Source organism: Cognatiyoonia sp. IB215182 (assembly GCF_033963905.1).
Classification (GTDB): Bacteria; Pseudomonadota; Alphaproteobacteria; order Rhodobacterales; family Rhodobacteraceae; genus Yoonia.
This window is the reverse complement of sequence record NZ_JAXBMB010000011.1, coordinates 44,143-63,593: the sequence shown is the minus strand read 5'-3', so window position 1 is coordinate 63,593 and position 19,451 is coordinate 44,143. Positions and strand designations below refer to the sequence as shown.

Annotated in this window: 17 protein-coding genes and 1 pseudogene; 10 read left to right on the top strand and 8 right to left on the bottom strand. The window is 54.8% G+C overall.

Annotation, left to right across the window (positions count from 1 at the left end; translation table 11 throughout):
- The first annotated feature begins 67 nt into the window (after window positions 1–67).
- Window positions 68–1,189 carry a tRNA-dihydrouridine synthase gene (locus SLH47_RS20565; protein WP_320242244.1) on the top strand — a complete coding sequence of 374 codons (1,122 nt, stop codon included), beginning with the start codon at window positions 68–70 and terminating at the stop codon, window positions 1,187–1,189.
- Window positions 1,190–1,383: 194 nt separating this feature from the next.
- Entirely contained in the window at window positions 1,384–1,602 is a 219-nt protein-coding gene (gene yidD / locus SLH47_RS20560) for a membrane protein insertion efficiency factor YidD (protein WP_320242242.1), read from the top strand.
- Between the two features lie 11 nt (window positions 1,603–1,613).
- Here yidD and SLH47_RS20555 read toward each other — a convergent pair whose 3' ends face one another.
- The 5 genes from SLH47_RS20555 to SLH47_RS20535 form a co-directional block, all read right to left on the bottom strand.
- Window positions 1,614–1,928: an antibiotic biosynthesis monooxygenase gene (locus tag SLH47_RS20555; protein WP_320242240.1), complete on the bottom strand. Its 315-nt coding sequence runs from the start codon at window positions 1,926–1,928 to the stop codon at window positions 1,614–1,616.
- A 124-nt stretch (window positions 1,929–2,052) separates the two neighbouring features.
- Window positions 2,053–2,841: a heme ABC transporter ATP-binding protein gene (locus tag SLH47_RS20550; RefSeq protein WP_320242238.1), complete on the bottom strand. Its 789-nt coding sequence runs from the start codon at window positions 2,839–2,841 to the stop codon at window positions 2,053–2,055.
- Between the two features lie 3 nt (window positions 2,842–2,844).
- On the bottom strand, window positions 2,845–3,918 hold the full coding sequence (locus tag SLH47_RS20545) for an iron ABC transporter permease (RefSeq protein ID WP_320242236.1): 1,074 nt from the start codon (window positions 3,916–3,918) through the stop codon (window positions 2,845–2,847).
- Window position 3,919: 1 nt separating this feature from the next.
- Complete coding sequence (locus tag SLH47_RS20540) at window positions 3,920–4,729, bottom strand: heme/hemin ABC transporter substrate-binding protein (RefSeq protein ID WP_320242383.1); 810 nt, start codon at window positions 4,727–4,729, stop codon at window positions 3,920–3,922.
- Window positions 4,730–4,767: 38 nt separating this feature from the next.
- Window positions 4,768–5,826, bottom strand: a complete 1,059-nt coding sequence (locus tag SLH47_RS20535; protein WP_320242235.1) for a hemin-degrading factor — start codon at window positions 5,824–5,826, stop codon at window positions 4,768–4,770.
- 323 nt (window positions 5,827–6,149) lie between these two features.
- On the opposite strand from SLH47_RS20535, the gene SLH47_RS20530 reads away from it, so the two are divergent.
- On the top strand, window positions 6,150–8,255 hold the full coding sequence (locus SLH47_RS20530) for a TonB-dependent receptor domain-containing protein (RefSeq protein WP_320242234.1): 2,106 nt from the start codon (window positions 6,150–6,152) through the stop codon (window positions 8,253–8,255).
- 371 nt (window positions 8,256–8,626) lie between these two features.
- Complete coding sequence (locus tag SLH47_RS20525) at window positions 8,627–9,307, top strand: hypothetical protein (protein ID WP_320242233.1); 681 nt, start codon at window positions 8,627–8,629, stop codon at window positions 9,305–9,307.
- On the opposite strand, the gene SLH47_RS20520 is transcribed toward SLH47_RS20525, so the two are convergent.
- Entirely contained in the window at window positions 9,304–9,906 is a 603-nt protein-coding gene (locus SLH47_RS20520; protein ID WP_320242231.1) for a tetratricopeptide repeat protein, read from the bottom strand. The genes SLH47_RS20525 and SLH47_RS20520 overlap by 4 nt on opposite strands.
- 114 nt (window positions 9,907–10,020) lie before the next feature.
- On the opposite strand from SLH47_RS20520, the gene SLH47_RS20515 reads away from it, so the two are divergent.
- Window positions 10,021–10,506, top strand: a complete 486-nt coding sequence (locus SLH47_RS20515; RefSeq protein WP_320242230.1) for a pseudoazurin — start codon at window positions 10,021–10,023, stop codon at window positions 10,504–10,506.
- 89 nt (window positions 10,507–10,595) lie between these two features.
- On the opposite strand, the pseudogene SLH47_RS26400 reads toward SLH47_RS20515, so the two are convergent.
- Window positions 10,596–11,000: pseudogene (locus tag SLH47_RS26400) on the bottom strand (thiopurine S-methyltransferase); the annotation flags it as partial.
- Window positions 11,001–11,145: 145 nt separating this feature from the next.
- Here SLH47_RS26400 and SLH47_RS20510 point away from each other — a divergent pair.
- The 3 genes from SLH47_RS20510 to SLH47_RS20500 all read left to right on the top strand — a co-directional run bounded on the left by SLH47_RS20510 (window position 11,146) and on the right by SLH47_RS20500 (window position 13,902).
- Window positions 11,146–11,856 carry an ABC transporter ATP-binding protein gene (locus tag SLH47_RS20510; RefSeq protein ID WP_320242229.1) on the top strand — a complete coding sequence of 237 codons (711 nt, stop codon included), beginning with the start codon at window positions 11,146–11,148 and terminating at the stop codon, window positions 11,854–11,856.
- A 31-nt stretch (window positions 11,857–11,887) separates the two neighbouring features.
- Window positions 11,888–12,994, top strand: coding sequence for a SufD family Fe-S cluster assembly protein (locus SLH47_RS20505; RefSeq protein ID WP_320242227.1), 1,107 nt, complete (start codon window positions 11,888–11,890; stop codon window positions 12,992–12,994).
- 302 nt (window positions 12,995–13,296) lie between these two features.
- On the top strand, window positions 13,297–13,902 hold the full coding sequence (locus SLH47_RS20500; RefSeq protein WP_320242225.1) for a hypothetical protein: 606 nt from the start codon (window positions 13,297–13,299) through the stop codon (window positions 13,900–13,902).
- Window positions 13,903–14,064: 162 nt separating this feature from the next.
- Here SLH47_RS20500 and SLH47_RS20495 read toward each other — a convergent pair whose 3' ends face one another.
- Window positions 14,065–15,792: an extracellular solute-binding protein gene (locus SLH47_RS20495; protein WP_320242222.1), complete on the bottom strand. Its 1,728-nt coding sequence runs from the start codon at window positions 15,790–15,792 to the stop codon at window positions 14,065–14,067.
- Between the two features lie 250 nt (window positions 15,793–16,042).
- Between SLH47_RS20495 and SLH47_RS20490 the strand changes: the two genes are divergently transcribed.
- Together SLH47_RS20490 and SLH47_RS20485 are read left to right on the top strand one after the other, a co-directional pair.
- Complete coding sequence (locus SLH47_RS20490; protein ID WP_320242220.1) at window positions 16,043–17,011, top strand: ABC transporter substrate-binding protein; 969 nt, start codon at window positions 16,043–16,045, stop codon at window positions 17,009–17,011.
- A gap of 194 nt (window positions 17,012–17,205) precedes the next feature.
- Window positions 17,206–19,407, top strand: a complete 2,202-nt coding sequence (locus SLH47_RS20485) for a TonB-dependent receptor (protein WP_320242218.1) — start codon at window positions 17,206–17,208, stop codon at window positions 19,405–19,407.
- Window positions 19,408–19,451 lie beyond the last annotated feature (44 nt).

Genomic DNA, 19,451 nt, shown 5'->3' with positions numbered 1-19,451 from the left:
AACAACAAATATTGACTTTTTGGTCAAAAATCATCCTGCTGGTTTTCGTCATGAAAAGGATCAGCCAATGTCAAACATGCTTGCCACGCGTTTTACCGGCCTCGAATTCGTGAACCCTTTTGTTTTGGCGTCTGCGCCGCCAACCGAAAGCAAACGCAAGATTCTAAAGGCATTTGAGTCAGGCTGGGGCGGCGTGGTCACAAAGACGATCGGCCTGCACCCGGTAGAAAATGTTGCTGGTCCCAAAACCATTTTCCAACGCACAAGTGAGGCAAAACCATATGTGTCACGGACAAAGCGCCCAGAAACAGTGTCGCATTCATCGTGGAACTGGGAACTGATTTCGGATCAGCCGTTAGACTTGTGGCTGCCTGATCTGGAAGAGATCAAAACAACCTATCCCGACCGCATGCTGATCGCCTCGATCATGGCCGGCGCCGATGGTCTGGAAGAAATGGCCAACTGGCAGAGACTTGCTATTGCATGCGTGAACGCCGGTTGCGACGCGTTGGAGTTGAACCTGTCCTGTCCCCACATGGACCGCAAAGACATGGGTGCGAACATCGCCAATGATGAGGATGTTATTCGATCCATCCTGAAGGCGGTGACCAGCGCGGTGAGCGTGCCGATTTGGGTCAAGCTGACCCCGGCCACATCCACGCTTGTTGACGCTGCCGGGGCTGCCTATGCGGCGGGGGCATCCTCGATATCGCTCTGCAATACTTTCCCGTCGTTGCCGTTGATGGATCCTGAGACCATGAAATTTGAGGTTGAGGTAGACGGCCTTGTGACATCCGGTGGGCTGGGTGGTTTGGCTATTTTGCATCAGGCCCTGCAGCGCGTCTGTGACATCTCAAAGGCTTATCCGGACAGGTCGATTTCAGGGATCGGCGGTATTCGCGGTTTTCGTGAAGCGTTCAATTTCATTGTGCACGGAGCCGGAAACTTGCAGGTCTGCACGGCAGCGATGGAAGAAAAGGGCAGCGGTGGGGTTGGGGTGAAGCTTATTCAGGAACTCAAGGACGATCTGACCGACTATCTACAGCGTAAGGGTTTTTCGTCGATTGAGGATTTCAGAGGCATTGCCCGCGAGCGGATCGTTGAACATGCGCAAGTCCGCAGAAAGAGCGAAGCATATAACGGTGGTTACACAGCGTCAGCTCCACTCAAAGCTAAAGCTCACGCCTAACGAGGGGCGGATCTTACCTTCTCAGAGAACTTAAAATACCTTCGAAAATACGTTCAGGCTGGTCCGACATTCTTTGATTCCTTCTGCTTTGTGGGTGACAGCCATGGGGTCTGCGATGACGGTGTTAAAGCACAATGCCCTAGCAAGTTGACGCGTGGCTTCGTTAGTGGACTCACGCTGAAGCACAAATTCTTATGTGTCAGTTTATTCCAGTTGGTTCTGAAGTTCCATGGCTCGGCCATTCGTGCCGGTTTCAGCCGACAGGTTCCGTATACGCGATAGAGGCGCTAGAAACGCACGGCCCTTTACATGGTCTTTGGTTAAACTTGCGGCGACTGGCCAAGTGCAATGCCTGGGGCGGTTCCGGCTTTGATCCGGTCCCACCGTTCGCCGGTCAGAAAGCTCACAAGTGAAAGATTGGGTTTCATGCGATTGTCTGGATCACGTTGAAACCTTCGAATTGCGGACTGCCTTGATGCAGTTTGGCGGTTGTACCTGCATCTTTGTGTGCGGCCCGAAACGCGTCTGAGCGAGTCCAGGCGCGAAAGGTCTCTTCCGATGACCACACCGTGTGTGAGGCATAAAGACGCGTTCCGTCCTCAGCCTCTGGCCCTTTCAGCATCTGAAACTCAACAAACCCGTCCATAGTCTTGAGAAAACTGTCACGGCCCAGCCACAGTGCCTCGAACGCCTCTTCATTTTCTTTGGCGACGGTAAAGCGATTCATGGCGATGAACATAGGGTTCCCTTTGGTCGGTGGCTGTCGAGAATTTGCTGCCTTTAGTCCTGAGAGCGTGAAAACGGGACCATTGGTGACCGTGTCACCATGGCGATCTTTGGTTGTACGATCAAGCCTTGTCGCATCAATGCCCGCGCAGTGCAGCAGTCTGTGGCAGGATGAATGCGCTAGCGTTTGGTGGCACGGCATTCGTTTTGAGCTCGCACTGATAGGCCGCCGATAGCCGGTGATCTGTAAAGACCTCCGCCACCGGCCCCTGTGCGATCGCCTCACCCCGCGCGATCATCGTAACGGCATCAGCGACCATAGCTGTCAGGTTCAGGTCATGCATGACGGCGACGACCCCGCCGCCCCGCCGGGCAAAATTCTGCACGCAATTCATGATTAGAAGCTGGTGACCGATATCTAGGCTCGCCACCGGTTCGTCCAAGAGCAGCCATCGCGGCACGCCGTCAATCACCGGGTCCCAGACTTGGCACAGCACCCGCGCCAGATGCGCGCGCTGCTGTTCGCCGCCCGAAAGCTCCTGAAAAAACCGGTTTTCATAGCCAGCCAAACCGACCTGTTGCAGCGCGTATTGCGCGATCCTGTCTTTTCCGCCATGGATGCCAGACATAAGGCCCAGTCGGACGACTTCAATCACTGTAAATGGGAAAGCAAGCGTTGCGGCTTGGGGCAGCACAGCGCGGATCGCCGCGAGTTCCCATGGTTTGTAGATGCGGATATCGCGGTGATTGACGCTGATTTGCCCAGTCCAGCGCACCTCATCTGTCAGCGCGCGCAAAAGCGTCGTTTTGCCCGACCCGTTCGGGCCGACAATAGCGGTGACCTCGCCCGGGCGTGCTGTGAAATCCACCCCATGCAGGATCGGCTTTTTGCCGAATGTCACCCGGATATCGCGTGCGTTAATCATCGCTCACATGTCCACCAGCCCACGCCGCCGCAGGAGAATCCAGAGGAAGACAGGTGATCCAAGCACAGCAGTGACGATCCCGATGGGCAGTTCGGCGGGTGCGATGATCAGACGGCTGATGATATCCGCCGCTAAAAGGATCGTTGCCCCGAGCAGCGCCACATTCAAAAGCAACGTCTGATGATCCGGCCCCGTTGCGAGGCGCAGAAGATGTGGCACGATGATCCCGATAAAGCCAATGCCGCCCGATACTGCCACCGCAGCGCCGGTCGCCATCGCAACGATCAGGATCGTGACCAGCTTTAACCGCTGTACGGCAATGCCCAGATGCGACGCTGTTGCCTCACCCAAAGCGAGCGCATTTAATCCGCGACCCAGAAAAAGCGACCCGCCAATTGCAATCAGGATCAAAGGTGCGGTAATCACAACCTTGGTCCATGTCGCCCCGGCGAGTGAGCCGAGGCTCCAGAATGTCAGGTCGCGCAATTGCTGATCGTCGGCCATAAAGATCATGATGCCCGATAGTGCGGCAGCCAAAGCAGCGAGCGCGATGCCTGCAAGCAGCATCGTTGCAACAGAAGTGCGGCCATGGCGGGTCGAGACGCGGTAAAGGACCACAATCACCAGCCAACTGCCAAAGAAGGCTGAGACCGGGATCAGCATGTTGCCCACGATGTCGCTGAGCCAAATGGGCAACGCCGAACCAAGCACAATCGCCAGGATCGCGCCGAGCGTTCCTCCAGCACCAACACCAACGAGACCAGGGTCGGCCAGCGGGTTGCGGAAAAGCCCTTGCATCAGCGCGCCTGAGACGGCGAGGCCCGCGCCCACCAGAATACCAATGATCAGGCGTGGCATCCGGATATCCCACAGCACGACCCGCTCCATCGCGGTCAGAGGTTCGGCGTTGAACATCTTGCCGAGTGCACCCCAAAGTGAGGTGCCTGTGGGCCCGGTGGCCAGACTGAATACCGACACCAGGATAAGTGCGAGCGCCAGCCAGATATGGGCCTGACGCGCAACCACTCGCCGGTCCTTCGGCGTGACCGGACTGGATATCCTTTCTGAGATTGCCACTCTAGCCTTTGTAAAGCGCTGCAGTCAGGTCAAGCACCGCATCCGCCGTGCGCGGGCCAAACCCCAGAAGATAAAGCCCGTTCATGCGTACGACCGATTGCGTTTGCGCGGCCGGGGTCGTGGCGATGGCCGGCAAAGCAAAAAGGTCGTCGTCAGAAACGAAGTGATCACCAGAACGGTCCATCATCAGGATAACGTCAGGTGCGGCGGCGATCACGGCCTCATCGCTCATGGGTTTGTACCCCTCAAAGGCTGTTACAGCATTCACGCCACCGGCCATTTCAATAATGCCGGATGCAGCGGTGTTCGTGCCAGACGCCATGATGCGGCCATCCTGCGTACTGAGGATGAAAAGGACCCGCTTGGGTGCATCTCCGGCAAGCGCATCGGCGGCCTCTTCCGCCTCTTGCAGCTTCATCCGCACATCACTCGCCAAGGCGATAGAGGCGGCTTCCACATCCAGCGCCTCACCCACTGTCAGGATTTTCTGCACGATGCCTTCGGCTGAATAGCCATCGGGCACAGTAATGAAAGGGATATTAGCGGCTTGCAGCACTTCAATTGTCTCGGGCGGCCCGGCCCCATCTTCCGAGATGATCATGCCCGGCCCGACCGACAGCACGCCCTCGGGCGCGAGTGCGCGCATGTAACCGACATCGGGCAGGCCTGTGGCTTCGGGAGGATAGCTAGAAGTGCTGTCACGCCCAATCAACCGGTCACCTTCACCCAAAGCATAGATGATCTCGGTCACCGACCCGCCGATGGCAAGGACGTTCTTTTCACCCTCTGCCTGCGCGACAGCAGGCATCATTGCGAGCGCCAGACCGGCCGCCTTTTTCAACCAGATTTTCACGCCATAGTCTCCTCTTCAGCGGCATCCGGCAGCGCCTTCACGATATCCGCCCAGTCCTGCCTGCGGTCCCGTCCTTCCTTGCCAACGCCGAAGATCTGGAAGATCAGAGCGCCTTGGGCGTCAAATGCTTCGAGCGACGTGGCAAGCCCTCGCTTGGTTGGCTTTTCCACCGCCCAAACTTCGGCGATGTGATCGCCGCGCAGATGCAGATTGAAACGTGGGTCCATCACGTTTTGCCAAGGCCCCATGGGCCGCAAGGTTTCAATCGGGCCGGTATGGATCTGGATGCAGCCGCGATTGCCTGTGAAGATCATGACCGGAACTCCGAGTGCGGCCACGTTCGCTAAAGCATGCGAGACCGCATCAACCGACAAGGCGCGCGTAAACTCTGGCCCGGCAATCCGATACGCCCCCAAACGGTTCATCTTCAGCTTGCTGGTCAGACGCATGAATTGATGCGTGTCGGTCATGCGCGCCCATTCCTTGCGCAGGATATCGGCATTTGCGGCATCTGCTTTGGGGACCTCTGGGGCCTGACGTGGTTTGGTCTCAATCTGCTGACTTTGATCGGCATGCGCGTTTGTTTTTCGGAACGCCTCCCACACATCATGCCCCTCGGCCGTACGCAGGAAGATTTTGTGGACTGCATCGCCCGCCGCATCAAAGACCTGCACACTGCGCCGCATTTGCTCTTCGGTGTGCTTTTCCACGAGGAATGCGTGCTTCCAGTGTGCGGGGAAAATCCGCAGATCAATCTCTTCTGTCAGAACCATCGCTGCGTGACCGCCAGGGTGGTAATTGTCGTAAACCCCCACCTTTTCATGCACACAGCTTTCATTGCGGGTCAGCGCCATGACTTCGCCCAGACGGCAGGCAAGACCCATGATCGTGTCGGGATGCGGGTCAATCCGGGTTACCAAATCTCCGCAATGGGCGGCCATCAGTGCCGCCTCGCTAATACCCAGCTTGTTGGCCAAGTCACGTTCGCGGGTCTTCGGGTTTTCGCGATAGGCATCGCGGATATCTGCGGGTGTCAGCAGTTCAGCCTCTGCCATGGTCCACCTTGTCTTGTTGCAATAACGAAAAACTGTGGCTCGGCAGGGAAACGAGATCTGCCTGGCTGAGAGAGTACACGAGGATGTATTCTTGACTAAATTACTAGGACTTATTTGAAAGATGCAAGAGCGAAGTTGCCCTTTGATCCGTTTTGAAGGGCTGCTGCCGTCACAATTGGCGTTTGCATAGGTGAATGCGTCGCAACACCGCAGCGTGCAGATCAAACTTGACTCTTTTTGTCGGTCTTCATAACCCGAAAAGGTTAACAGCTGCCGCCAGCTTCCCTGCCAGCACGTAAGCGCAAGAAATGAATGGGAAGCTCATGCGTATCTTAAAATCCACAGGCCCTATGCTGCGCGCCTCAGTCGCGATGTCGCTGGCCCTGTCTGCGCCAGCATTTGCACAGGACACAACCGAAACATTCACACCGCTCGGCCGGATCGTGCTGGGGGCCGGTGCCGAGAAAGTGGCGATTGACGCACCACAATCCATCTCTGTGCTGGAAGAGGAGGATATAGCCGAGGTGCTGCCCGGCACAATTGGCGATGTGCTCGAACGCAGCCCTGGTGTTTCTACCGTCGGGTCAGAATCGCGCTTTGGCGAAAGTTTCAACATCCGCGGGATCGGGGGCGGTACCTCTGCTGATGAACCACGCATTGTGACCGTGATCGACGGGGTCAGGAAGTACTACGAATCCTATCGGCAAGGCTCTCTTTTCACCGATCCCGAGTTTTTCAAAAGGGTTGAGATCTTGCGCGGCCCCGGCTCATCCACGCTTTATGGCGCGGGCGCGCTCGCCGGTGTCATCTCGCTTGAAACCAAGGATGCGTCGGACTTCCTAGACCCCGGTGACCCCTTTGGTGTCGATCAGAAGCTGGAATACCGCAGCAATGGCGAAGGTGTCGAATCCGCGACATTCCTCGCCTTCGCACCGGACGAGCGGTTCGATGGTCTGATCGGTTTCATCTATGATGATAGCGATTTTCAGCAAAGCGGCGATGGTGAAGATATCCTTGGCACCAAGATCACCGAGTACAATACGCTGATCAAAGGCACCTTTTCCTTTGGTGAGGCGCTAGAGCATGAAGTTGAAGCGGCTTACATCCGCTATCAGGGGGAGGCGGATGATCAGGTTCTGGACATCGTCGACAGCCTCGTGCCGTTTGGCATCGTCGACCGCGAGGTGATCGATACGACCGCCTTTGTAAAATACAACTATGCCCCGCTCGACAACGCTTTGATCGACCTAACTGTACAACTTTCTTACGGAAAATCTGAAAACAACATTACAGATTTCCGTGGCGACCCTGACATTGGTGAGTCATTTGACACCGACTATGCGTATGAGAGTACAGCATTGCGGTTCGAAAACACGGCCCAAGTGGTTGGCGCGGCATTCGAAAACTACGTGACTTTTGGTGTTGATATCAGCACGCAGGATCGTGTCAGCACCCGTGCATCAGCCGAAAACGCTTCATTCCACCCCGAAGGCACCACCGACACGATTGGCGTTTTCGCCCAAAACGAATTCATTCTGGATGAAACCCTGACACTTCTGGCAGGTGCGCGCATCGATTTTCAGGAGACCACACCCGGTGATCTGGTTCCCACTGACGAAAAGCTGGACGATGAAGGACGTGCCGTGACACTTGCCGTACATTATCAGCTTACTGAAGCGGTGGCGGTCTTTGGCTCGGCCTCATATACAGAACGGCTTCCAGTGGTGGATGAGCTTTACGACACTTTCCCGTTCCGTGGGCCTGGCAGCCCCGATCAAGTGTCAGCAGGGACGCTGGAAAATGAGGAAAGCCGAAATGTTGAGCTGGGTCTGGCCTATAGCCAGAATGATGTAATCCTTGGTCAGGATCAGCTCTCCTTCAAAGCAGTCATCTTCCGCAACGATCTGGATAACCTGATCGCCCGCAATGTGACCGGCGGCCCTGGCGAAACAACATTTACCAATATCAACGAAGCACAGATCGAAGGAGTGGAACTGGAGGCCGCTTACGAATCTGAGCGGGTATTTGGGTCGCTCGCCTACACTGCGTTGGATGGGGAAAACAAAAGCGATCCTGACGCATTGAACCCCAATCTCGAAGACGACATCCCGGCGGACACATTGGTTTTGTCGTTGGGCACCCGCTTCCCAGCCGCAGATCTGGAACTGGGCTGGACCGGCACGTATTACGACAGTAAGTCGCGAAACCAGGCAGGGATGGGTGGTCCACCAACACTGATCGAAACACCAAGCGAGTTCATCCACGACATCTATGCTGCATGGACACCGGATGAGGGTGCTTTTGAGGACCTAACCGTCCGTCTGGGTGTATCAAATGTCGCGGATGAGGATTACCGGACCCATCTGCAAAGCGCCAACATCCGGCGTGCCGGCCGCAGTATCAATCTGACCGTATCACGGACATTCTGATAAGCGGTCGGTAAATGACCTCACGCGAAATCCGACAGATCTCTCGTAGGTTTGTTGGATTTCGCACCAGATCGAATTGCGTTCATTCCCAATCGGACTTCAAGGTGACAAACGCCTTGCTCCGCATAATGGAAAATCGTTGGCCGCATGTCGTTTTCAGCAGCGGATTTGCTGGCGGAAAACACTATCACAATTTGCTTAAAGGGGTTTTCTGTGCTCAGCCTATGTAAATGAAAAAACATAGTAATTTTGTCAAGATTTAGTATTATATAATAACGCGTTGCTTTGATACTTCATTACGACCAAAGGTGGAGACAACCATCCCGCAACAACTGAGCCTAGCTATTGTCTTTTTCATTGGCTTCTTGCCGATGGCCGCTTTCGCGCGCGACGCTGATGCAACAATGATTATCAACCGTGGCGATGTGTCGATAGATGTCTTCGTCAAGATGCCCGGTGGGATAGTCGCGCCGCTTACTGGTCATCTTCCTGGGTTCCTGCGGGATGACAACAGCATGATTGATCTGCGTGACTTTCGCACTGACACAGCGCCGCTTAGCGAACAGGCTTTTGCGCCAATCTCTTTCACGAATGACGCCGCTTCTGCTCATGCAGAGGCGATGGGGATGATGGTACACCCAATCACTGACGCGATCCCATTTGCCACACCTTGGGACGCGTTGTCAGCGGTCACACTGTGTTCGTTTGACGATGTGCCGCAGTTTTTCCACATCTCAGATTTGCACTTCTATGCGGGTTACAGCATTTACCCCACAAATGGATATGGTGACCTGCGAATAAAGCTGCCTGAGACTGGTCGCAATGACATCCGCTTTCAGGTGCGTACTTTTTCGGGGGGGGAACTGGTCACGCAGGGCGTCCACGTGGTTGCAGATGGCGGAACGCTATTGAATTCAGTTATGGCAAAAGGAAATGAGTCGGTCAGAAGGTCTTTTACGCGCTTGAACATGCTTCTTGTCGCCGCCGTTTTGGGTGCAGTTCTGTTAAGGGCTGCACTACGGGACCTGTGTTCGCCGTTGTTTGAGACTTAGGTATCGCAACGCAGATCGTCAGGGATCAGGTTCGAGATATCAAGGTTGACATCACTCGCCAAAAGCGTGGCAGCTTCAAACCAGTCCGATGCCTGGCATGTATGCTGTTCAACCCCGTGAAGTCCGGCCGCATAGATATGACCCAAGGTAAGCGCTGCTTTCGTATCACCTTGTGATGCAGCGGCCCCTAGCCAGTAAAGCGCTTGATCACGGTGATCATGCGACACGGAGGAATCCAAGAGCACCATCGCATATTGAAATTGGGCTTCGAGATGGCCAATTCTGGCCGCTTTTTCCATCAGGTTGAGGCCGCGCAATAAGTCCTCTGTAACACCGGTGCCCGTGATGTAGCGAATTCCAAGGATGAATGTCGCTTCGGCATGGTCCTGCGAAACCGCCCGTTGCAGCCAGCGCATCGCTTCCTGCTGGCAGCCTTCTGCGGAAAGCGTTTCGGACAATTGGTATTGCGCCTGCGGATCGCCTTTTTGCGCATACTGTTTGAGCAGGTACTCCCCTGCCCCAATACATGACCCTGCATGCGCTTTTGCCGCGAAGATCGCGATAAATGGGACCATAACAATGGCGAGACGTCGCAGCATATCAATTCCTGACAATTATGCTCGACTTTAGGGGATTTTCGTCATACTGACAATAACGGAAACCGTCTCGCCAGCTGTCGCCCGCTGACATCGCAATACTTGACAGGAGACGACATGCCTTTTCATTTCACCCGCCGTGCAGCCATTGCGACCAGCGCTGCTGCCCTTCTGGTCCGGCCTGTTCTGGCGCAAGAGCCAGTGATGCATGAGGTGCAGATGTTGAATGTGGATCCAGACGATCCACGCGCGCGCCAGGTCTATATTCCGCGCATTCTTGTGGCGCAGCCGGGCGACACAGTGAAATTCGTATCGGTTGACCGCGGGCATAACAGCGAAAGTGTTCCTGAGATGATGCCTGATGGAGCAGAGAACTGGGAAGGTGCCATCAATGACGATATTGAGGTCACAGTCAGCGTTCCGGGCTTTTACGGGTACAAATGCACCCCGCACGCCTCTGTAGGTATGGTTGGGCTGATTATCGTTCAGGGCGACGGCATGATGGATAACCGCGAAGCGGCGCAAGGCGTGCGTCAACGTGGCCGCGCGCGTCAGGTCTGGGATGAAATCTGGGAAGAAGTCGACGGGATGGACCTGGCTTAGGCTGGTTTTTCAAAGGCGGCAGCGAGCACGCAATCAGGATAGTTTGTTTGCCAATACAGGCCAAGCTACCCGCTAAAGACACTTTTGCTTCACGACAGATGCGAGGCAGTGTGATCGGCTAGGAGTGATGCCGAAAGCCGGGTTTTCAGCGGCCCAGGAATTGGTTTTCGTCCAAGGTTGTCAATATCAAATATCTCACCGACAAAGATGGTCACATCCGGCCCCGAAAACCGCGACACTGCACGATATCTCTCGATTTCGGGTGCAATTCCTAGACCATGAAAGAGATCGATGATCGCCCGCTCGCTCAGCTCTGCGCCGACAACCTGATAGCCTTGGTCTAGTAGCCAGGCGATATCACGCGTCTTGCCGCAAAGCGGGACGAAGACGACAGCTGGTGCTGATGGCGCGACCTTGGGAAAATGCGCAATCAGGCTGGGGTTTGCGCGGGTTTCATGAAACCCGATGTCGCCCCGTTCCCATTTATCATGCCAGAAAGCCGGGTCATTGTGTCACCTCCTCAGGTAACCTTTGATCTTTGTCAATTGCGCACGCTGTTTATGCGATATCGCCTTCAGAAACCCATTTCGCATGGGTCAATTTTATAGTATACTGTTTTTATCAGGAATGGAGGTGCCAATGCTGGAAATCCGGGACCTGACTGTTGGGATCGGCGACGCGACAATCCTCGAAAACGTCAATCTGACACTGCCTGAGGGAGAGTTGCACGTGCTGCTGGGGCCAAATGGTTCTGGCAAGTCAAGCCTGCTGGCCACTATCGTGGGTCTGCCACCGTTTGAGGTGCGCGCGGGTGAGATTGTGTTTGATGGCAGCCCGATCGAGGATCTGGATCTGCATGAACGCGCCCGGCTGGGGATCGGCTTGGCCTATCAAAGACCGCCCAGCATCGATGGCGTTTCATTGCATAGCTTTGCGCGGGCGCTAGGCGCAGATGGCCAATTGGCCACGCATGCAAATGCGCTTGATCTGAGCGATTTCTTGGACCGTGAAATGAATGTCGGCTTTTCAGGGGGAGAGATCAAACGCTGGGAAGTTCTGAAGCTGATGCTGCAGGACCCGCGGCTTTTGATGTTCGACGAACCAGAAAGCGGTGTTGATCTCGAACATGTGATTGATGTGGGCGAGGCGATTGCGCGCGTGGTCCGCGCGCCTGATCGCGACGGTCGCACCTGTTCGGGCCTTGTGATCACCCATACCGGGTTGATCCTGAACCATGTCAAAGCGGATCGGGCGCATATCATCAAAGACGGTCGCATCCTGCATTCAGGCGATCCGCAAACCCTTTTCGCCCATGTCCAAACCGGTGGTTACACGGTGCCAGCTGCCTGATCACCCTTGCGTTCAACAAAAGGAGATGATGATGGATCAGCGTCCTGATCTGAGCAATGAAGAACGCGATATCCTGCATGACGTGGGGTTTGAGGATTTGTCCGAACGGGCCGCAACAGCTGTGCTGGTCGATGGCACCGTGCGGCTCGCCCAGTCCAACGATCCGGGCGTCGAGGTCATGCCATTGGCCGAGGCCTTGCGCACCTATGACTTTGTGCAGGACCTGATGTTCGGCCTCGTTGAACCGGATGCGAATGAGGATATCGCACTGATTGCGGAACAGCGTGATGGGCCTTTAGGCCACTTTGTTTGGGTCAAACCGGGCGCACAGGTCACGCTGCCCGTGCAGACCTTTACCTTGCTGGAAACCCCGCAGGGACGGCAGTTCACCCATGACATTATGGTGATTGATGAAGGTGCCTCTGTCGATATGATCTCAGGCTCTGCTGTGCCATCGAGTGTGCATAAGGGCCGCCATGTTTCTATTGGTGAGTGTTACATGCGCAAGGGTGCATCGTGCAATTCGGTGACGATTGAGCATTGGGGAGACGGAATGGATGTCGTTTCCTACGGGTATGCTCAGATGGATGAAGGCGCGCGCAGTCAGTCAACTGCGATCAAGATGGCACCTGTCGCTAACGACCTCAGCCGGTCCAAGGTGACAATGGGCGCGAACACAAATGCAGTCAGTCAGGCTATTATCTTTGCCGCCCCGGGCACGGAACGCGTAATCGAGACAGAGACCCATTTGAACGGCACCGGAGCAAAGTCAGAAGATCTCGCGCGGATGGTCTCGGCCGGCGGGACCATCATCAACAACGCCTATCTCATCGGCAATATGGCGGGGACCAACGGGTTTCTCGGCTGTGACGGGTTGAAACTGACAGATGACGGTGCGATCCGGGCCGTCCCGGCACTTGAGGCAAAGGCAGAAGGTGCGATGCTGAGCCACGAAGCGAGCGTGGGGATGATCGACAGCGATAAGCTGAACTATCTGATGGCGGCGGGCATTGAAGAAGATGCTGCACGCGACCTGATCGTTCAGGGCTTCCTGTCACTCGAAAACACTACCATTCCCGCCGGATTGCGCCGCCGCGTTATTGAGATGATCGCCCGGGCCAAATCGGGAGGGATGTAGTTGGTGCGTGTCTTGGTCCCTGATGTGTGTGGGCTTAGTCGCAACGCTTTCGCACCTCTTACGAGGCTGCGCTGGTTTGAAATTCGTCTAGGTTTATGAGTGCGGACAAAACAACTACTGACGCAGCATTTGCTCGCATTGGTGGGACCATTTTTAGTACATAAAGGGTCGGAGGCCGTAACGATCAGTTGATGCGCCCAAGACTTTGTATTTAATAAGGTATTTTTTGTGAAGAACTTCAAAAAGACACGATACGATACTAGATCAATCTAATTGAAACAACTGATAGAAAAGGGCGTGAAATGTCATACGTTCGATCTGTTTCTTTGTCAGGTTTGGTCGTTTTGACCGCAGCGTGTACTTCCACTGAGTCATCGAGAACCGATACAAATCCCAATCCGACCTCCGCAATTATTACCTTGAACGCCAATGGTACCATTCCGGATCAGAACTACAGCGGGGCAGGTATCAACAAAACATATACGACTTTCAGTAATGGTTTTGGTTTTGGCTATGCCTATGGAAGTGTCGAGGGCACCAATGATTTCCTAGGTGTTGCAGGCTTCCGCACAGGAACAGGCGTCGGCGACGCTGTTACAACAGGGTCTGTCAGTTACAATGCGGCATATGACTTCACCCGGACACGCGGCAATACTGAAATAGAGCGTGCAGGAAACGTGACGCTGACGGCGGATTTCGCAACCGGCAGTGCCACCCTTGCAGGTTCCGACAATGGCCTCCTGATCAATGGCACTTTTGACGGTACAGATTTGGATGGCTCGGTCACATTTGATGGCGTCACAGCCGCGTTGGAAGGAGCCATCGGCGAAGACCGTATTGTTGGAGCCTTTGCCGGGCATGATCAAGACGGTGTTCTCGTTGGTGGTTTTTCTGGTAACGCCAACTGACTAAGACGGCCTTTTCCCGTACGACTTTTCAGGTCGTGCGGGAAGTCTGAAAAGGCTGTTGTTTCATGTAACTATTCGGTTCTACACACCGTACGACAACGAAATCGCATGGAATGCCAGGAAACGTGCGCAGAGTCGCGGGTCTCAGCAAAAGATCACCGGTCACCTGATCCAGAACCAGCGTTCGGCTGGGTCCATTCTGACACGCCCGGGATCAGGGAAACCAAGACCGGAGGCATGCACATACCAGTCTTCCACCTCATGCCAGAGCGGTATCGTGTAGTGCCCCCACCGCAAAAATCGATCAAATGCCCGCGCTGCAGTGACAATCTCTTCTTCGTTTCGTGACCCAAGCATGATTTCGATCAACATATCAGATGCCGGGTGGCTCAGCCCCGCGAGGCCATAGCCCTGATCTCCGGACTGGCTGCTATGCCAAAACCTTTGCTCGGTCGTGCCCGGCGGGTCGTTGGCACTGAGTTTCAACCAGGTCAGGTCATATGCGTGATCAAGAATAAGACGCCGTCCCGAAACATAATCATGAACTGAAAGCTCCAGCGTAACACCAACGCGCTCAAGCATATCCTGCAATGGCGCGAGTTGCCGCGCGGTTGTCGGATGCGCGGTCACATAAGTCAGCCGAAGTTGTTCGCCGGTGTCCGGATCAATCCTGTACCGGCCCTCAAACGGAAAACCAGCTGCGTCCAACAGATTGTTTGCGCGCTGCAGGCGCTGTCTTTCGGTCAAACCGGTATGGATTTCATCCGGCCCGCCATGATCGAGTATCTCATTGGGCAAATCGGCCATGTAGGGTGCCAGCAATGCCTGCTCAGCCGCCGCCGCTGCGCCTTTCGCCGCAAGCCTGCTGTCACCGTAAAAACTGCCCGGCAGCTCAAAGACCGATCCGTGTAATTCTTCATACCATTGGGTGTCCAAGGCGAGTGCAATCGCTTCCCGAACCCGCACATCCTCCAGCAGTGATCGCCGCAGATTGAAGACCAGGGTTGTCAGCGATCCGCCATCCTGCCGCCTGACCGCCGTGCGCACCAACCGCCCCGCATCAAGGGCGGGGCCGGCATACCTTTCGCGCCAGGACGTTGCATTCCATTCGCGCAAAACATCCAGATCGCCCTTTTTCAGCGCTTCAATCATCGCGGTGTTGTCAAAGAAATAATCAACAACGATTTCATCAAAGTTCCAGCGCCCGCGATTAAGTGGATGGTTCGCCGCCCAATAGTCCGGCACCCGCTGGATGATCACCTGTTCGTTAAAGGCGATGCGTGTCATCTGGTAGGGTCCGCTGCCCATTGGTGGCGTCAGCGTTGCCTCAGACGGGTCGAGTTCCTGCCAATAGGCCGACGATTGAATTGGGAATTGGCCCAGTTCGCTGATCCATTGCCATGATCCCTCGCCTGAATACTGAAAGATGATGGTGTCGACACCTTCGGTTTCAATGACGATGTCGCCCAGCAATGATCTGTCAAAGGGCAATCCATGTGCCCTTACGGTTTCAAATGTGAATGCGACGTCGCGCGCTGTAATTGCGCTGCCATCATGCCAATATGCTTTGTCGTTCAGGACAAAGCGAGCCGAAGTGAAATCTTCGGATACCTCTATCTCCTTGGCAAGAAGACCATAAAATGCGCCGGGTTCAGAATCTGACGGCACAAGAAGCGTATCGAACGTGTAGCGCAACGCATTTGGCGAACGACCCGGAAACCTCATCGGGTTGGTACTGTCAAAGTTGACGGTGCTGCCGGTGCGCAACGTTCCGCCCTGCGGTGCATCCGGTGCCACATGCGCCAAATGTGTGAACGACGCATCAACCTGTCGCTGCGTATCAAACGGCGAAAAGCGTGCGATCTCTGCCGCCGCAATCGCAGGCTTCATCAGAAGCATACAAAGGCCAAGAGAGATGGCACAGAGCGTCCACTTAAATCGAACGATTGGGGTGCTGATGCTTTGCATGTTGAGACCTCCAAGTCGCTTGCGCATGAGGTCAGTTAATGCGCTGTACGGCGACATCAAATAACGGGTCGACATCGGCGCGGATCACCTTAGCTTCTCGGTCAGCAAAAGTTCACTCCGCCAGCAACGTCCAACCGGTCAGCCAGCATTCACTTCCCAAAGAGGATGAAAGATGACCGACCGCAACTCTGTTTTTCTTGGTGTTCTGGCCATATCGGCGGCTACGCCACTGGCAGCATTGGACTGCGAAACCGGCTTTCGCCCGTTTGAGCATCGGATGGGCGTCACCTGCGTTCCTGAAACACCCCAACGTATCGTCACGCTGCACAGTATGAACCTTGCCTACCCCATCATGGAGCTTGGCGTCACACCTGTCGGCTCTGCCAATTGGTACAAAGAGGATGGGTCAATCCAATGGTTCTTGCCAGAAGACTATGACACGACCGAAATCGCACCTTTGGGCTTTTTTAGGGATGTCGATGTTGAAGAAGTGGCCGCGCTAAACCCCGATCTGATCGTGGGTTACCTGGGCAATGACGACGGTTTTGACAGATTTGCCGAGATCGCACCGGCCGTAAACCTGGATCTCTTCAATCGTCCGATCAAAGAGGTGCTGTTCGACATCGCTGACCTTGTAAACCGCACTGATGAGGCGGAGCGCCTTGAGGCCGCTTTCAACGGACAAGCAGCCCAGATACGCGCGGAGGCAAGCGATGATATTGCGCGCACAACCGTGTCTTTTATCCAGCACGTCAATCGGGATGACCAGTTTTTTCCCGTCACGATGAGCTTTGGCCTGCCCGTCATCATTGACGAGCTTGGCATTCGCCGCAGTCCTGCCGAACAAGGTATCGGTGCCGAGCGCGAGTTTCGATCAATCGAGGCCTTGGGCGATCATGTTGCGGACGTGATTATCAATTATGTGCCAGATATGCAGCCAGATGGCAGTTCGGAAAACCACGACACTTTGATGTCATGGCCCGTCACGCAGTTTCTGCCGGCGGTTCAGGAGGGACAGATTTATCCCGTCCATATCTTCAAAGTTGGCAGTTTGTCTTGGCGGAGCCTGTCGACCGGTCTGGAGCAGATTGGAACGATACTATCCGACCCTGCCCTGAATCGAGAACTGGTTGAAGAGTAGATCATTAAGACACGTAATGGTTGATAGCTATGCAAAGTCCAATAGAAGAAGAACGGTAAAAAATTGATTTTATTGAATAAATACGTATTCTGATAGCACGCGTAATACGACCATTGCCAGATTGAGACCGCGTCCTAACCTTTTGTTAACCCACCGATATGGCAGGCATCCACTAGACCCGTAAGGATGAAACCATGTCTGATCCCCGTCACAAACTTCACGTATCACTTCGCGTCACTGCAAGTATTGCCGCATTGGCCGTCGCGCTACCCGCGACCGCGCAATCGACCCTACCCGAAGTCGACGAGGGCACCCCGTTTGATCTTGGAACGATCATTTTTCAATCCGACCGGGATGGCACCCCCATCGAAGACGTGCCGCGCGCTGTCAAAAACATCGACACTGAAGAGCTTGAAGATGCGGCGAAGACCAGTACCAATTTCTCGCAGACACTCCCGCAGATTATTCCGGGCTTTGGTACGCCGGTTTATCAGAACGCAACCCGCGGGCTGTTTTTGCGTGGGCGCGACCCACTGTTTCTGATTGATGGTATCCCGGTCACGTCTAGTTTCGGCGTGCAATTTCAATACTTTGACCATAGTATCATCGACAATATCGAGGTACTGTACGGCCCGACTGCCCTTTACGGCCGTGGTGCATCTGGCGGGGTGATACAATTCTTTACAAAAGATCCGACAGACGAGCCGCAGACGAGGATTACGACCGGCATCACATCATCACTGGCAAACGATAGTGCATTTGACGAAGACAGCCTAAGCTACCGGTTAGGGGTAGAGACGTCGGGTCGTATCGACAATTTAGGCTATGTTGGGGTCGTCAGCCTCGAACGTCATGGGGCGCATTTCCAGCCTGACGGCCAGCGCATTGCGCCGACACGTCTGGATGATTTTGATGATGCCAGCGTCTTTGGAAAACTCACTTACGATATTGATGGTGCGCAGTCAGTCGAAGGTTTCCTCAGCTACGGTCGCTCCGTGGCTCGCGCAACAGATTTTACGAACACCGCTTCTGAGGGATCAGACCCTACGGCGGTGGCCATTTTTCAGCCGCAAGACTACGAGGACGAGCCACAGCAGGAAGGTGTCTATACCGCGTTGAGCTATCGCAACAATGATCTCGCCGGCGGGGACTTCCGGCTGCAGCTTTACTATTCCAGTGAAGAAATCACACAGATCGGTTCCGACATCCGTGAGCGACAAGAAGCACAAGGGGGCACCTTGCCGGATATCTGGCCTGGGCTTTTCCAAACGAATGGTGATGACGAAGCATTCGGTTTGCGTGCGGACTACGCATTTGACGTCAGCAGCAATGTCTCGGTCAATATCGGCGCTGACTACCGCGACGAAACTAACGAATTTGTCGTAGGCATATCGGACCCGGATGTTTTTGATGCAACAGGGGTCTACGATGCATCCGATTCTGGCCCGCAAGCACCACCGGTTGATTTGGAGTCCTTTGGTTTGTTTGTGCAAACCACATGGGACGTAACGGAGCGGACGACGATCACTGGTGGTGTCCGCTACGACAGTTTCGAATATGATGTTGGCCCGGCCTCCCCTGTCTTTGCGCGCGATCCGGGATTGCGGCCGGGTGGTTCGGGCGATGCAGATGGTTTCTCCTATAACATCGGTACAATCTTCGATCTGAACGACAGCACGACCCTCTTTGCGAGCTTCGCCCAAGGGTTTTCTCTGCCACAGATTAACTTCGCCGCAGGCAGTGTTGACCCGGGCGTCTCGCTTGAAGGAAGCGGGCTACTTGAGCCGATTGTTGTCGATAGTTACGAAGTTGGCGTTCGCGGTTTCGTTGGTGCAACCGACTACTCACTTGCCGCATTCTACGCCGAGTCTGAACTTGGATCATCACCAACCGTCGATCCTGCAACCGGCGGCGGCCGTATTGAGCGCGCGCCACAGCGCAATTACGGTTTCGAATTCGAAGCACAACGCGCCTTCACTGACACGATCAACGCAGGCATTGGTGTATCATGGAACGAAGGCGAAAATGACACCGATGACGATGGGGACTTTGAAGCCCTTTCAAGCCTGACTGTCCTGCCGTTGAAGGTGACATTGCAGGCCAATTGGCAAGCGACACAACGGCTGAACCTGAATGGCAGCGTCTTCTACCTCGGCGACCGTGACGCTGCATTTGACGACGGCGTTGATAACTACCGGGCCGAGGGCTACGTGACCGCGGATGTCGGCGCCACCTTTGCGTTCGACAATGGTGGCGAGTTGTCGATGCAAATCACAAATGTGCTGAACGAAGAGTATATCCCTTTGGAAAGTCAGTCACGTTTTCTGGCAACCGCTGACCGCCGTTTCGCTGGTCCGGGGCGTGAATTGGTTATTAACTACGCCTACACATTCTGAATTAAGTAAGGGCGCAGCTTTACCTGCGCCCTCTCATTTTTCAA

What these genes read in the sequence shown, in the direction of transcription:
- SLH47_RS20565 (WP_320242244.1), top strand. Translation starts at nt 68, where the DNA reads ATGTCAAACATGCTTGCCACGCGTTTTACCGGCCTCGAATTCGTGAAC.
- yidD (WP_320242242.1), top strand. Translation starts at nt 1,384, where the DNA reads ATGTGTCAGTTTATTCCAGTTGGTTCTGAAGTTCCATGGCTCGGCCAT.
- SLH47_RS20555 (WP_320242240.1), bottom strand. Translation starts at nt 1,928, where the DNA reads ATGTTCATCGCCATGAATCGCTTTACCGTCGCCAAAGAAAATGAAGAG.
- SLH47_RS20550 (WP_320242238.1), bottom strand. Translation starts at nt 2,841, where the DNA reads ATGATTAACGCACGCGATATCCGGGTGACATTCGGCAAAAAGCCGATC.
- SLH47_RS20540 (WP_320242383.1), bottom strand. Translation starts at nt 4,729, where the DNA reads ATGATGCCTGCTGTCGCGCAGGCAGAGGGTGAAAAGAACGTCCTTGCC.
- SLH47_RS20535 (WP_320242235.1), bottom strand. Translation starts at nt 5,826, where the DNA reads ATGGCAGAGGCTGAACTGCTGACACCCGCAGATATCCGCGATGCCTAT.
- SLH47_RS20530 (WP_320242234.1), top strand. Translation starts at nt 6,150, where the DNA reads ATGCGTATCTTAAAATCCACAGGCCCTATGCTGCGCGCCTCAGTCGCG.
- SLH47_RS20525 (WP_320242233.1), top strand. Translation starts at nt 8,627, where the DNA reads ATGGCCGCTTTCGCGCGCGACGCTGATGCAACAATGATTATCAACCGT.
- SLH47_RS20520 (WP_320242231.1), bottom strand. Translation starts at nt 9,906, where the DNA reads ATGCTGCGACGTCTCGCCATTGTTATGGTCCCATTTATCGCGATCTTC.
- SLH47_RS20515 (WP_320242230.1), top strand. Translation starts at nt 10,021, where the DNA reads ATGCCTTTTCATTTCACCCGCCGTGCAGCCATTGCGACCAGCGCTGCT.
- SLH47_RS20510 (WP_320242229.1), top strand. Translation starts at nt 11,146, where the DNA reads ATGCTGGAAATCCGGGACCTGACTGTTGGGATCGGCGACGCGACAATC.
- SLH47_RS20505 (WP_320242227.1), top strand. Translation starts at nt 11,888, where the DNA reads ATGGATCAGCGTCCTGATCTGAGCAATGAAGAACGCGATATCCTGCAT.
- SLH47_RS20500 (WP_320242225.1), top strand. Translation starts at nt 13,297, where the DNA reads ATGTCATACGTTCGATCTGTTTCTTTGTCAGGTTTGGTCGTTTTGACC.
- SLH47_RS20495 (WP_320242222.1), bottom strand. Translation starts at nt 15,792, where the DNA reads ATGAAGCCTGCGATTGCGGCGGCAGAGATCGCACGCTTTTCGCCGTTT.
- SLH47_RS20490 (WP_320242220.1), top strand. Translation starts at nt 16,043, where the DNA reads ATGACCGACCGCAACTCTGTTTTTCTTGGTGTTCTGGCCATATCGGCG.
- SLH47_RS20485 (WP_320242218.1), top strand. Translation starts at nt 17,206, where the DNA reads ATGTCTGATCCCCGTCACAAACTTCACGTATCACTTCGCGTCACTGCA.